This window comes from Streptomyces sp. NPDC031466 (assembly GCF_055581265.1).
This window is the reverse complement of sequence record NZ_JBVIJT010000005.1, coordinates 94,507-107,489: the sequence shown is the minus strand read 5'-3', so window position 1 is coordinate 107,489 and position 12,983 is coordinate 94,507. Positions and strand designations below refer to the sequence as shown.

General features: G+C 74.1%; 10 protein-coding genes. 7 read left to right on the top strand and 3 right to left on the bottom strand.

The genetic code is table 11. The features are described 5' to 3' along the window. The first annotated feature begins 23 nt into the window (after positions 1 to 23). Positions 24 to 671 carry a histone deacetylase gene (locus ACZ5GP_RS12430; protein ID WP_468750820.1) on the top strand — a complete coding sequence of 216 codons (648 nt, stop codon included), beginning with the start codon at positions 24 to 26 and terminating at the stop codon, positions 669 to 671. Between the two features lie 18 nt (positions 672 to 689). Here ACZ5GP_RS12430 and ACZ5GP_RS12425 read toward each other — a convergent pair whose 3' ends face one another. Further along, on the bottom strand, positions 690 to 2,615 hold the full coding sequence (locus tag ACZ5GP_RS12425; RefSeq protein ID WP_468750819.1) for a serine/threonine-protein kinase: 1,926 nt from the start codon (positions 2,613 to 2,615) through the stop codon (positions 690 to 692). 185 nt (positions 2,616 to 2,800) lie between these two features. Here ACZ5GP_RS12425 and ACZ5GP_RS12420 point away from each other — a divergent pair, with 185 nt between their 5' ends. The 3 genes from ACZ5GP_RS12420 (at position 2,801) to ACZ5GP_RS12410 (ending at position 4,777) form a co-directional block, all read left to right on the top strand. Then, positions 2,801 to 3,394: a TetR/AcrR family transcriptional regulator gene (locus tag ACZ5GP_RS12420; protein ID WP_468750818.1), complete on the top strand. Its 594-nt coding sequence runs from the start codon at positions 2,801 to 2,803 to the stop codon at positions 3,392 to 3,394. A gap of 61 nt (positions 3,395 to 3,455) precedes the next feature. Beyond that, the gene (locus ACZ5GP_RS12415) at positions 3,456 to 3,995 is read left to right on the top strand and encodes a cupin domain-containing protein (protein WP_468750817.1); all 540 of its coding nucleotides are present in this window, start codon (positions 3,456 to 3,458) and stop codon (positions 3,993 to 3,995) included. Continuing rightward, positions 3,992 to 4,777 (top strand): SDR family NAD(P)-dependent oxidoreductase, encoded by a 786-nt coding sequence (locus tag ACZ5GP_RS12410; RefSeq protein ID WP_468750816.1) that lies wholly within the window; start codon positions 3,992 to 3,994, stop codon positions 4,775 to 4,777. Before ACZ5GP_RS12415 ends, ACZ5GP_RS12410 begins: the two co-directional genes overlap by 4 nt. Positions 4,778 to 4,992: 215 nt before the next feature. Here ACZ5GP_RS12410 and ACZ5GP_RS12405 read toward each other — a convergent pair whose 3' ends face one another. Further along, entirely contained in the window at positions 4,993 to 5,808 is an 816-nt protein-coding gene (locus tag ACZ5GP_RS12405; RefSeq protein ID WP_468750815.1) for an alpha/beta fold hydrolase, read from the bottom strand. Between the two features lie 92 nt (positions 5,809 to 5,900). Here ACZ5GP_RS12405 and ACZ5GP_RS12400 point away from each other — a divergent pair, with 92 nt between their 5' ends. Then, complete coding sequence (locus tag ACZ5GP_RS12400; RefSeq protein WP_468750814.1) at positions 5,901 to 7,304, top strand: aminotransferase-like domain-containing protein; 1,404 nt, start codon at positions 5,901 to 5,903, stop codon at positions 7,302 to 7,304. A 105-nt stretch (positions 7,305 to 7,409) separates the two neighbouring features. Here the strand turns inward: ACZ5GP_RS12400 and ACZ5GP_RS12395 are convergent, their stop codons facing one another. Continuing rightward, positions 7,410 to 7,883, bottom strand: a complete 474-nt coding sequence (locus tag ACZ5GP_RS12395; RefSeq protein ID WP_468750813.1) for a carboxymuconolactone decarboxylase family protein — start codon at positions 7,881 to 7,883, stop codon at positions 7,410 to 7,412. Between the two features lie 318 nt (positions 7,884 to 8,201). Between ACZ5GP_RS12395 and ACZ5GP_RS12390 the strand changes: the two genes are divergently transcribed. Together ACZ5GP_RS12390 and ACZ5GP_RS12385 are read left to right on the top strand one after the other, a co-directional pair. Beyond that, positions 8,202 to 9,236, top strand: a complete 1,035-nt coding sequence (locus ACZ5GP_RS12390) for a sigma-70 family RNA polymerase sigma factor (protein ID WP_468750812.1) — start codon at positions 8,202 to 8,204, stop codon at positions 9,234 to 9,236. 225 nt (positions 9,237 to 9,461) lie between these two features. Further along, positions 9,462 to 12,923 carry an AfsR/SARP family transcriptional regulator gene (locus ACZ5GP_RS12385; protein WP_468750811.1) on the top strand — a complete coding sequence of 1,154 codons (3,462 nt, stop codon included), beginning with the start codon at positions 9,462 to 9,464 and terminating at the stop codon, positions 12,921 to 12,923. The last annotated feature ends 60 nt before the right edge of the window (positions 12,924 to 12,983 follow it).

Here is a 12,983-nt window from a genome sequence, read left to right as displayed (position 1 = left end):
GGCGTCGGTGCCGGGAGACCGTCATGTCCCTGCCGCATGAGCCGCGCCCCGAGCGGGTTTGGTACACGTCGTACGGGTCGAACATGCATCTGGGGCGGCTCGCCGCGTACATCCAGGGCGGGCGTCCGCCAGGGGCGGCGAAGGAGTATCCGGGGTGCCGCGACCCCGCTATGCCGGCTCGGTCCATTCCGTTGGAACTCACGGGAGCGATGTACTTCGCCACTGAGTCGCCGGTGTGGGGAGGAGGCAGGGCCTTCTACGATCCGCTGGCGCCGGGGCGCGTCATGGCCAGGGCGCATCTGGTGACCGCGCAACAGTTCGCGGACATCGCGGCTCAGGAGATGTACAAGGAGCCGGGCGCCGACCTCGACCTGACCGAGGTGCTCACGCACGGGCGGGCCGTGCTGGGGAGAGGGCGCTACGAGACGTTGATCTGTGCCGGACGAGTCGATGGCTTGCCCGTGCTCACGTTCACGGCCCCATGGGGAATGAACGATGTGCGTTGGGTTCCGCCGTCCATGGCCTACGTACGCTTCCTGGCCAACGGCCTGCTTTCCGCCGGTATGTGGGATGCCGAAGCGGTCTCGTCCTACGTCGCCGCGTGTCCGGGGGCCGATGGCCACTGGTCGGCGCGAGACATCGCCGCATTGTTGGGCGACGTGCGTGAGTGAGACGGGGAGACGATTCGGTTATCGGGTCCACTTCTGGGATGCCTTGCCGGACTGGCAGGTGGCGGCGGCCACTCCTCCGCCGTAGGCCAGGTCCAGGCAGCCGCCGTTCGATGTGCTCTTCAGGGTGGCGTTCGAGCCCCAGCGCCAGAGGCGGGCGGCGCCTTGGGTGCAGTCGCCCACGAAGACCGCCTGGCCGAGCATGTTGGCGACCAGGCAGGAGCCGGACTGCCTGTTGACGACCTTGAAGCTGTTGTTCTCGGCGCTCACCGTCTTCCATGAGGCGCTGGGGTCGCCGCACGAGCCGTCGTCCGCGGAGCCGTAGACCTGGATCAGGCAGGAGCCGTTGTCGGCGTTCTTCAGGCGGAACGGGCCGGTGGTGGACCCCGCGGGGGAGTCGTCGTCGCCCTTGTCGTCGTCGCTTCCGTTGCCGTGGCCGGCGTCATCCTTGTCGCCGGACGACCCGGAGCCCGTACCCGTACCCGTACCCGTGCCGGTGTCTTTGCCGGAGTCGGCCTCGGTGTCGGACCCGGATGAGTCCCCGTCCGTTGTGCCGTCGCCGTCGTTGGTTCCGGGACCGTTCTTGGCGTCGTCTTTGGTGGCGTCGTCCTTGTCCGGCTTCGCGCCGTCTTTGTCGTTCTGCTTCTTCCGTTTCTTCTTCTTCGCCTTGTCCGATGCCTCCGTCGGGCCCTTCGCATCCGGGGACGCGGCTGGGTCCAGTGGGGTCGAGGCGGAGGGGGGCGTGTCCGTCGCGCGGTCCGCGTCGGTGATGTACGGGAGGTTCTGCAGGGCCAGCGTCGTCCCGGCAGCGATCACGACGACCGGGACCACCGCCATCAGGACGCGTGTGCGGCGGTGGCGTTCCGGAGGGCGGGACGTCGCGTCGGGGCTGGTCTCGGGGGTGGCCGGTGCGGGCGTCGGCACGGGGGCGGGCGCGGTCGGCACCTGGGTCGGTGCGGGTGGGGCGAACGTCGGGGGCGTCTTCGCCGCGAAGGCCGCGCGGCCCGCCAGGCGGTCCGTGATGTGGGGCGGCCAGCCCGCGCCCTGCCGGCCGCTGGGGGGCGTGGGGGCGTGCTCCGCCGCCGCGGCGAAGAGTTCCGCGGCCGTCGGGCGGCCCTCGGGGTCCTTGTCCAGGCAGGCGGTGACGGTCTCGGCGAGGCGCGGGTCCAGGGCCCGCAGCGGGCCGAGGTCCGGGAAGTCGTGGACGATGCGGTAGAGCGGGCTGCCCTCCGCGCCGTCCTTGAACGGCCAGCGGCCGCTCGCCCCGTAGGCGACCAGCAGCCCCAGCGTGAACACGTCGGAGGCGCTGCCCAACCGCCGCTTGCCCGACGCCTGTTCGGGCGACATGTACGCGGGCGTGCCGACGATCAGACCGGTCTGGGTCAGGTGGCTCTGTTCGGCGGCGCGCGCGATGCCGAAGTCGATGAGGGTGACGCCGTCGAGGGTCAGCATGACGTTCGACGGTTTGAGGTCCCGGTGCACCATGCCGAGGGCGTGGACCGGGACGAGCCCGCCGGCCACTCCCCGCAGGAGCCGCCAGAGGGCGCCGGCGGGCAACGGGCCGCCGTGCGGCTCGACGGCCTCGGCGAGCGTGATGCCGGGGACGTACGCCGTGGCGAACCACGGTGGTTCGGCGTCCCGGTCGCTGGCCAGCAGCGGTGCGGTGGCCTCGGCCGGCAGGCGCGCGAGGTTGTCCATCTCCTGACCGAAGCGGCGCAGGAACCCCTCGTCCTCGGCGACGACGGATGCCAGCATCTGCTTGACGGCGGCGTACCGCCCCTCGACGACGCCGAGATACACCCGTCCCATGCCGCCGGCCCCGAGCCGGCCCACCAGCGGGATCGTCCCGATCCACCGCGGGTCCCGCTCGCGCAGTGGCTCGGCGCCGCTGCCCGTGAGGTCGAACGCGCCCTGTCCGCCTGCCCCGTCCACCGTCTCCCCGTTCACCGGCCTCCCGGCCGGACCTGTGCCGCTCCCGTGCGCACCCCCGTCCGCGCGGACGGTCACCGGCCCCGGCCGGGCCGGTGACCAGTGTGGACCATCGGTCCTTCCGGTTGGAAGATCTTTCTAGAAAAGCGTTCCATTCTCCAGAAATCTTGGGTTCCGGATGTGGGTCTACGCTGGTGGGCACCATGAGCCCCAAGCAACAACGCGGCGCGGAAACCGTCGAGCGCCTTCTTGACGCCGCCCTCCAGGTGTACGCCGAGTCCGGCGAGCAGGGCGTCACCGTCAGCGCCCTCACCAGGAACAGCGGCGTCAGCCTCGGCAGTCTCTACCATCACTTCGGCAGCGTCGACGGCCTCATGGGTGCTCTGCTGCTGCGCTGGCTCGACCGTCTCCTTGGCGAGCTGGCCGCCGCCGTGGAGCGTTCCCGTACCGCGCGCGGCGGGGTCCGCGCGCTCGTACGGACGTATCTCACGTTCATCCAGGAGCATCCGGACGCCTCCCGGCTCCTGCACTCCTCCTACGCCGACCGCCTCGGCATGGCGCGGGGCAGGCAGCTCCGTGACACGCAGGAGGCCAGGCTGTCGCCGCTGACCGCCTGGGTGCGGCTGCACGTGGAGTCCGGGGAGATCGCCGATCTGGACGCGCCCCTGATCGAGGCGCTGGTCATGGGACCGATCGTCGCGACCGCGCGCCGCCGCCTGTCCGGCATCGACGACGTCGACCTCGACCGGGCGGCGCGCGTGCTGCCGGAGCGGATCTGGCGGTCGCTCACGCCCTGACGGGGGGTGGGCCGGCGGGCCGCGCGGTTACGACGCGGCTTTGCCGGGGAGCGTTGGAACCATGGTCGAGACGGGCGGGACAGCGGAGGAAGTGGCCGCGCGGTACGGGCTGCGGCCGCTGCCGGTGGAGGGCGGACTGTTCCGGCGGACGTGGGTGGGGCCGCCGGGCGCGGACGGCCGCCCCGCCGGTTCGGCGATCATCGTGCTGCTCACGGATGCCCCGGGGGATTTCTCCGCCCTGCACCGGCTGCCCACGGACGAGGTCTGGCACTTCTACGAGGGGGACGCCCTGGACCTGCTCCTCCTCGCCCCCGACGGCACGGACCGCCTGGTCGCGCTCGGGCGGACCGGGTGCGTCCAGTTCGTCGTCCCCGCCGGGACGTGGATGGGCGCGCGGGTCGCGAGCGGCGGCCGGTACGGGTGGTCGCTGTTCGGCACGACGATGGCGCCGGGTTTCCTGCCCGAGGACTACGAGGGCGCCGACCCGGACGAACTGGCCGCGCGCCATCCGGCACGAGCGCGGCTCATCCGCCGGCTGTGCAGGCCGGGCGAGCCGGTGCGGATGCCGGCCGAGGGCGACGGGAGTGAGGGACGGAAGTGAGTGACGGGGAGAGGACGGACGTGCTGTCCCTGCGGGGGCGGGTGGTGCTGGTGGTCGGGGGGAGCGGGGGGATCGGGGCCGGGATCGTGCGGCGGTTCGCGCGGGCCGGTGCGGCGGTCGTCGTGCACTTCCGGCGGGGCGAGGCGTGGGCCCGGGAGCTGGTCGCGGGGATCGAGGAGGCGGGCGGCGAGGCCGTCGCCCTGTCGGCGGACCTGTCCCGGGAGGAGCGGTGCCATCGGCTGGTCGAAGCCGCGTACGACTGGAAGGGGCGCCTGGACGCGCTCGTCAACAGCGCCGGGATCCAGCCGGTGCAGGACCTCGCGGAGATGACGGCCGCGGACTGGCGGCGGCTCTCCGAGGCGAACGTCACGAGCGCGTTCTGCTGCACGCAGGCCGCCGCGGCGCTCATGGCGCGGCAGGAGGGCGGTGGCACGATCACGCAGATCGCGTCCATCGAGGGCTCGCGTCCCGCCGCCGGTCATGCCCACTACAGCGCATCCAAGGCCGCCCTGATCATGTTCGCCCGCTCGGCCGCCCTGGAGTACGGGCCGCGCGGCATCCGCGTCAACAGTGTCTCGCCCGGCCTCATCGACCGGCCGGGGCTGGCCGAGGAGTGGCCCGAGGGCGTGGAGCGGTGGCAGGGCGCGGCGCCGCTCGGCCGGCTCGGCCGGCCCGAGGACATCGGCGACGCCTGCGTGTTCCTCGCGTCCGACGCGGCGTCCTGGATCACCGGGACGGATCTGGTGGTGGACGGCGGGGTGGGGGCGGGGCCGGCTTGGTAGGGGGCCGGAGCCCAAGGACGGGCCTGCCGGGCTGGGCCTGGGGGCGGGGGAGAACCGCCTGTCCTTTCGGTGTGGGGTGCGGAGTGCGGGGTGCGGGGTGCCGGGTGCCGGGTGCGGGGTGCCGGGTGCGGGGCGCGGGGCGCGGGATGCGAGGCACGCCCCGGCGCCGAGCGAACCGCGCCTCCCAGCACGCCGCCCGCTCGACAGCGCGCCGTTCACGCCCCTCCCGTGCCCACCCGGTTCAGCCAGTTCCGGACCGCCGCGTTGAACTCGGCCGGGCGTTCCACGTTCGGCAGGTGCGCCGCCGATTCGATGACGCTCAGCGTGGAGTCGGGGAGCGCGGCGTGCATGGCCTCCGCGTCGGTGACCGGCGTGTACGTGTCGTCGCGGCCCACGACGACGAGGGTCGGCACGGAGACCCGGGTCAACAGGGCGCGGTAGTCGGGACGTTCGGCCCGTCCCCGCAGCGCCGCCGCGGCGCCCTCGGGCGGGGCGGCGAGCATCATCCGGTGCACGTGGGCGGACGCCTCCTTGTTGTACGGGGCGACCATCTTGTCCCGTACCTCGTCCGCGTACCCCTGCATGCCCTCGGCCAGGAGGCGGTCCGCGAGGGCGTTGCGCCCTGCCTTGCCCTCCGGGGTCTCGGCCGCGGGGAAGGTGTCCGCGAGGAGGAGCCCCGTGAGGCGTTCGGGGAAGAGGCGGTAGCACTCCATCACGATCTGCCCGCCCATGGAGAGGCCGCCCAGCGCGAATCGCCCCACGCCCAAGTGGTCCATCAGCGCTGTCAGGTCCTCGGCGAACGCGGCGAAGTCCGTGGTCCCGGGGACGACGCTCGAAGCGCCGTACCCGCGCAGGTCGGGCGTGACGACGCGGTGGGTCGCGGCGAACGCCTCCCGCTGCGGGGTCCACATGGAGCGGTCGAAGGGGTGGCCGTGGAGCAGTACGAGGACGGGGCGGGACCGGTTCGAGGCGTCGGCCTCGCCCGTGTCGTCGTAGCCGAGGGTGACGCCGTTGAGCTGTGCGGTTGCCATGAGGGGAGGCTAGGTCGAGGCAACTCCTCGGTGCAATAGGATCTTTGCTCTCGGTGCAATGTCGAGGGAGCGTACGGCGGGGGTGGTGGGGCGTGGTGCGGCGGAGCGACTATCGGCAGGTGGCCGACGCGGTGGCCCGGGAGATCGAGGCGGGAACCCTGCGGGGCGGCGAACGGCTGCCCACCCAGCGCGCCTTCGCCCGGCGCCGGGGCATCGCCAACTCCACGGCCATCCGCGTGTACGGGGAGCTGGCGCGACGGGGTCTGGTCGTCGGCGAGGTCGGGCGCGGCACCTTCGTCCGGGCGGCCGCGCCGCACACCGGCGGCGCCGCGCTGACGGAGCGGAGAGAGCCGGGAGGGCAGGAGGGGCACGACCTCCCCCGGCCGCCCGCCGTCAACCTTGAGCTCAACTACCCCGTGGTGGACGGCCAGGCCGAGCTGATGGCGCGGGCGCTCGGGCCGCTGTCGCGGGCCGACGTGTTGCTGGAGGCCACCCGGGCGGCCGCGCCGGACGGTACCGCCGCGGCGCGTGAGGCCGCCGCCTCGGTCGTCGCCCGCGGCGGCTGGCGCCCGGACCCGGACCGGCTGCTCTTCGCCGGGAACGGCCGGCAGGCCATCGCCGCCGCGCTCTCCTCGCTGGTCCGCCCGGGCGGCCGCGTCGGCGTCGAGGAAGTCACGTACCCGCTGGTGGGAGCCATCGCCGAACAGCTCGGCATCCGGCTCGTGCCGATCGCCATGGACGAGGAGGGCATGCTGCCCGGCGCGCTGGCGGACGCCCACCGCCGCGCCTCCCTCGCCGCCGTCTACGTACAGCCGACCCTGCAGAACCCGCTGTCCGTCACGGCCGGCCAGGAACGGTTGGCCCAACTCGCGCGGACCATGGGGGAAGTGGGGTGCTGGGTCGTCGAGGACGGCATCTGGGGGTTTCTCGCCGACGACGCCCCCGCGCCGCTCGCCGCCCTGCTGCCCGAGCGCGTCGTCTTCATCGACAGCCTCTCCAAGCGTCTCGCCCCGGGGCTGACCCTCGGCATGCTCGCCGTGCCGCCCGCGCACCGGGACACCCTCGCGCGTGCCCTGCGGTCGGGGGGCTGGGCGGCGGGGGCCTTCGGCCTGGAGGCGGCCGTGCGGTGGGCGGGCGACGGGACCGTGGAGACGCTGGTCGCCGCCAAACGGGCCGACGCGGCCGCGCGGCACGCGCTCGTACGGGCCCTGCGGGAGCGCCTCGCCTCGGCGGGGGTCAAGGGGCGCATCCGTACCGACCCCCGCTCCTATTACTGCTGGTGGGAGCTGCCGCCGCCCTGGCGCGCCGAGACCTTCGTCGCGGCGGCCACCGCCCGGGGCATCGCTGTGACGCCGGGCCCGGCCTTCGCCGTCGGCGGGTACCGCGCGGCCGACGCGGTGCGGATCGGCCTCGCGTCCCCGCCGACGGACGTCCTCGCGGCGGCGCTGGACACGCTCGCCGCGCTCGCTGCGGAGGGGCCGCCTCGGGGCGCCTGACCCGTGGCGGCCTGTCCGGAGGAGGTCACCGGGAGACGGGTCACTCAGGGCGAGTACCTGGCGTGGTGCTCCCGTGGTGAGGTCCGCGGCGGGACGCGGACGCCGTCACCCGAACTGGCCGGGCTGGTAGTCGCCGGCCGGGCGCTGGGTGATGACGTTCAGCCGGTTCATGGCGTTGATCAGGGCGATGAGGGCCACCAGGGCGCCGAGTTGACCCTCGTCGAAGTGCTTGGCCGCGTTGGCCCAGACGTCGTCGGGAACGCCCCCGGCCGCGTCGGCGATGCGGGCGCCCTGCTCCGCCAGCTCCAGGGCGGCCCGCTCGGCGTCGGTGTACACGGTGGCCTCGCGCCAGGCCGCCACCAGGTTGAGGCGGACCTGGTCCTCCCCCGCGTGGACGGCCTCTTTGGTGTGCATGTCGACGCAGTAGCCGCAGCCGTTGATCTGGCTCGAGCGGAGCAGCACCAACTCCCGCGTCTTCGCCGGGAGGGACGACTCCACGATCGGCTTCGCCGCCGAGGCGAGGACCTTTACGACCTTCGCGGCGACGGGGTTGGTGTGGAAGTCGAGACGGGTTTCCATGGCGATCCCCTTCGTTGGATCAGCGGATGTCCGAGCGTTGGGTCAGACGGTGTTCGAGTGGTGGCGTTCGAGTGGTGGCGTTCGAGTAGTGGTGCTCGTGGGGAAGCGAGTGCGTCCCTCCCAGCTGTACGACGAGACGGGCCGCCGGAATGTCAGGCGGCGGCCGGACTCCGGGCGGCGAAGGGACCGGGGGGCCGGGGGAGGGCCAGGTCCCGGAGTGGCGGCGCCGCTCATGTCACATCCCGGCCGGCCCGTCTCGTCGTACGGGTGACGTCGGACACGGCCGACGGCCGATGGCCAAGGGGGAGCGGCGAATCCATGAACACCTACTGCGTGGCGGCGGCGGAGGAGGACGGGCGACCGGAGTCGGAGCCGGAGCCGGGGCGGGGGCCGGACGCCGGGTCGGACCCGGGCACGATCACGCGTGAGCGGCGGCAACTGATCAACGTCGCCTACCGGCTCATGGGCTCCCTCACCGACGCCGAGGACGTCGTGCAGGAGACGTACACCCGCTGGTACGCCATGTCCCCGCAGCGGCGACGGGCGGTCGCGTCGCCCGGCGCCTGGCTGACGACCGTCGCCGGCCGCATCTGCCTCGACCTGCTCCGCTCGGCGCGGGCCCGCAGGGAGAGTTACGTCGGTCCATGGCTCCCGGAGCCGCTGCCCGACCGTACGGAGTGGGTGAGCGGGCGGACGGGCGGCGAGGCGGCCGATCCGGCCGACCAGATCACGCTGGACGAGTCGGTCGACATGGCCTTCCTCGTCGTCCTCGAATCGATGACCCCGGCCGAGCGCGTCGCGTTCATCCTGCACGACGTCTTCCACTACTCCTTCGCGGAAGTGGCCGAGGTCGTCGGCCGCACCCAGGGGGCGTGCCGTCAGCTGGCCTCCTCGGGCCGCCGCCGGGTCCGGGCGTCGCGGGCTCCCGGGCCGGGGGTGGGACGGGGGGCGAGCGCGGACACGCGTACGACGGACGGGTCGCCCGCCGCTCAACGGGCCGAGGTCGTGCGGGACTTCAAGCGGGCGTGGGAGGCCATGGACATCGAGGCCCTGGTGAGCATCCTCGATCCGGACGCCAGGGGACTCGCCGACGGCGGCGGCCTGGTGAACGCCGGCCCGCCGACCGGCGGGAGCGAGGAGATCGCGCGCCACCTGGTCACCGTCGCGAGCAGGGTGGCCGGCATGACGATCCTGGAGCGTACGGTCAACGGCCGGCCGGGGCTGGTGGTGCGGCAGGGTGGTGTCACCCGGACCGTGCTGGCGTTCCACGTCGTCGGCGGCCGGATCACACACCTCTGGGCGGTCCGGAACCCCGAGAAGCTTGCGCCGTGGCAGGGCCTGCCTGCGGCCTGAGGGGCCCGGGCAGGACAAAAGCCCCGGTCGGTCACCTCGGCCGACCGGGGCTCTCTCTTTGCCCCCGGACCCGACCGCGGCGGCGACACTCCCCCGAGCTACGCGCTGTGCGCGAGTACCGGCGGGTCAGGTCCGATGTAGTGATCACATCAGGCGTTGCCAACAGATCGCTAACATATGGCCAACGGTCGGCTGATAAGCGACGGTCGGCACGGGGAGACGGCGTTGAGTGAGCGGGACGAGCGGCGGTCGGGGCTGCGGTCCGGGGCGTGCGGCGGCCTGCGGTTCGGGCTGTTGGGGGCGCCCGCGCTGTACGACGCCACGGGCGAGCCGCGTCCCGTGCGCGGCGCCAAGGGGCGTGCGCTGCTGGCCGCGCTCCTCCTGGAACCGGACGGGGTCGTCTCGCTCGACGCCCTCAAGGACGCGCTGTGGGGTGACGCCGTGCCCCCGTCGGCGCAGGCGTCCCTCCAGAACCACGTGACACGGTTGCGCCGGCTGCTCGACGACCCGGAGCGGCTGCACGCGGTACCGCCGGGGTACCGGCTGCGGGCCCGCGAGGACGAGGTGGACGTCCGCGTCTTCGAACGCCGGGTGGCGCGGACGCGGGCGGCGCACGCCGAGCGGGACTGGCAGCGCGTCGTCCACTGCGCCTCGCAGGCGCTCGCGCTGTGGCGCGGGAGGCCGTTGAGCGGCCTTCCGGAGCCGCTGGCGGACCATTTCCTCGTACCGCGCCTGGAAGAGGCCCGACTGCTCGCCCTGGAGTGGCGGTACGACGCCGAACTGGAACTCGGCGCCGATCTCGCCGCGCTCGCCCCCGAACTGGCGGCGCTGGTCGCCGAGCATCCGCTGCGCGAGGCGTTCCACCGGCAGCTGATGCTCGTGCTCCACCGCACGGGCCGTCAGGCGGAGGCCCTCGCCCTCCACCGGGAACTGCGGCGCAGGCTGGTGGAGGAGCTGGGCGTGGAACCGGGGACGGCCATCCGGCATGCGCACCAGGAAGTACTGCGGACTCCGGAGGCCGCGGCGCGTCCCGAGGCCATGGCAGACCCCGCCGGATCTGCGGGGCGGCCGAGCGCCGCGGACCTGACGTCCGGCACCACGGAACGGCCCGGGGCCGTACGGGAGCCTCGTGTCACGGGGGTCTCCGGGCGCGATGACGTACACCGGGTCCGCGATAACGTACGCCCGGTCCGCGAGGGACACCTGGTCCGTGAGGGACACCCGGTCCGCGAGGGGATCGGCGCCCGGGGCGGGGACGTGGACCCCAACGGGTACGGCGACGGTGAGGGCAGCGAGGGGGCGGGTGGTCGGGCCGGTGACCGGGACCGGCACCGAGACGGTGACGGCAGCGAGGGGGCCGGCGGCCAGGACCGGCACAGTGACGCCGACGCCGACGGTGGCTGCGGAGACGCGGGACGCGAGGGGCCCGTGTCAGGGCCGCGAGGCGTCTCGCCCGCCCAGTTGCCGCCCGGCCCCGCCCACTTCACCGGCCGGGAGGCAACCGTGCGGGCCCTGCGGGACGCCCTGCGCGCGGGACCCCGCGTCGCCGTCGTCTCCGGGATGGCCGGCGTCGGCAAGAGCGCCCTCGCGCTGCACGTGGCGCACGACCTGCGCGAGCAGTTCCCGGACGGCCAGCTCCACGTCAATCTGCACGGCGCGACACCGGGCATGACCCCGCTCACCCCCGGCCAGGCCCTCACGTCGCTCCTGCGCGACCTCGGCGCCGAACCGTGCCCCGCCCCCGGGACCCGCGAGGACCCCTCGGCGGCCGCCGCCCTGCTGCGCACCCTGCTCGCGCCCACCCGCACCCTCATGGTCCTGGACGACGCCGCCACCGCCGCGCAGGTGCGCCCCCTGCTGCCCGCGGGCCCCGGCTGCGCGGTCGTCGTCACCAGCCGTTCGCCGCTGACGACCCTCGACGGCGCGGCCCGCTTCCCGCTGGAGCCCCTCTCCGACGGGGACAGCGCCGCGCTCCTGCGTGCCGTCTCCGGACGCGACGGACTCGACGCCGGGCACCCCCTGGTCGAACTGGCGGGCCGCCTCCCGCTGGCGCTGCGCATCATCGCCGCCCGCCTCGCCGCGCGCCGCGCCCTCACCCCGGACGCCCTCGCCGAACTCCTCACCGTCAGCGGCGGCCGGCTGCACCACCTGGAGTACGACGACCTGAGCGTGCGCCGCTCCCTCGCCGTCGCCCTGGAGGCCCTGCGCACCTCGGAGCGCCGCGCCGACCGCGACGCCGCCCGCGCCCTCGCCAGGATCGGCGCGCTCGACCTCCCCACGTACGGAGTGCCGCTCCTGGCCCGCCTGTTGGGCGTCGACGAACTGCGCGCCGGCGCGGCCCTCGACCGCCTCGTCGACGTCGCCCTCCTCGAAGAGACGGCCTACGGCCGCTACACCCCCCACGACCTCGTACGCGACTTCGCCCGCGAGACGGCTGCCGCCGACGCGGAGGGGGCCGCCGTGACGGTCACCGGTTCGGCCACCGGCGACGACATGGACGACGCGGATGTCGTGGACCACATGGACGCAGTGGACGTCGCGGACATCGTGGAAGAGGCCCTGCTCTGGTACGCGGAGTCCGCCCGCCGCACCCTGCTGGCGATCCTTCCGGAGGGCCTCGACAGGGCGGACCGCCTCCGGGGAGTGGAGCCCCGCCTGGCCCGCCCCGGAAGGCGCGGAACCACCCCGGCCCGCCGGCACGCCCCGCCCCTCTCGCCGGACGCCGCCTTCTCCCTGGACGCCGCTTTCGCCTGGGGCGACGCCGAGTTGGCGAATGTCGTCGCCCTCGCCGAACGGCACGGCGGCGCCCACGAGCTGCTGCCCGTACTGGTCCGCTGCCTCTTCCCCTACCTCCAGCGCCGGGGCCGCCTCACCGAACTGGCCGTCCTCGGCGCCCTCGCCCTGGACGCCGCCCGCCACGAGGGCGACAGCGCCGCCGAGGCGCAGGCCCTCAACGACCTCGCCGGCATGCACTTCATGTCCGGCCGCAGCCGCGAGGCGCTCGCCCTCAACGACCGGGCCCTCGCCCTCTGGCGCGACCTCGGCCTCGTCTCCTGCGTACGGCGCGGCCTTAACAACCGCGGCCTCCTCCTCGAAGGGCTCGGCCACCACGAGGAGTCCGCCGAGGCCCTGCGGCAGAGCCTCGCGCTGGCCGAGGACCTCGCCGACCCGCTCAGCGAGGCCATCACCCTCAGCCACCTCGGCAACCTCTACGAACACACGGACGCCCGTGCCGCCATCGACCACCACGAACGCAGCCTCGCGATCGGCGAGGTCCTCGGGCACGCCATCGTCCGTCAGTCCGCCCACTGCAACATCGGCTACGCCCACCTCACCCTCGGCGAACCGGCCGCCGCCCTGGCGCACTTCCAGGAGAGCCTGCGCATCCACGGCGAGTACGAGGACTGGCACGGCGAGTCCCAGGCGCGCCTCGGCCTGGTCCGGGCGCTGCGCGGCCTCGCCCGCGCGCAGGACGCGACCCGCGAGTGCGCCGGCCTCCTGGAGCGCGCCGAACACCGCGGCGACACCCATACGACGGGCCTGGCCCGCCACCAGCGGGGGCTGCTCCTGCGGGACGAGGGGCGCGAGGAGGAGGCGTACGAACAGTGGAGGGCGGCGCTGGACGCCCTGGACGGCACCGACAGCAAGGTGGCCGACGAACTGCGCACCCTGCTCCCGCCAGGCTGAAAGCCCGGCCCCGGCCCCGGCCCCGGTACACCCTCAGGACCGCCCCTTATTTCGCGTCCA

What these genes read in the sequence shown, in the direction of transcription:
- ACZ5GP_RS12390 (WP_468750812.1), top strand. Translation starts at nt 8,202, where the DNA reads ATGAACACCTACTGCGTGGCGGCGGCGGAGGAGGACGGGCGACCGGAG.
- ACZ5GP_RS12415 (WP_468750817.1), top strand. Translation starts at nt 3,456, where the DNA reads ATGGTCGAGACGGGCGGGACAGCGGAGGAAGTGGCCGCGCGGTACGGG.
- ACZ5GP_RS12420 (WP_468750818.1), top strand. Translation starts at nt 2,801, where the DNA reads ATGAGCCCCAAGCAACAACGCGGCGCGGAAACCGTCGAGCGCCTTCTT.
- ACZ5GP_RS12395 (WP_468750813.1), bottom strand. Translation starts at nt 7,883, where the DNA reads ATGGAAACCCGTCTCGACTTCCACACCAACCCCGTCGCCGCGAAGGTC.
- ACZ5GP_RS12405 (WP_468750815.1), bottom strand. Translation starts at nt 5,808, where the DNA reads ATGGCAACCGCACAGCTCAACGGCGTCACCCTCGGCTACGACGACACG.
- ACZ5GP_RS12430 (WP_468750820.1), top strand. Translation starts at nt 24, where the DNA reads ATGTCCCTGCCGCATGAGCCGCGCCCCGAGCGGGTTTGGTACACGTCG.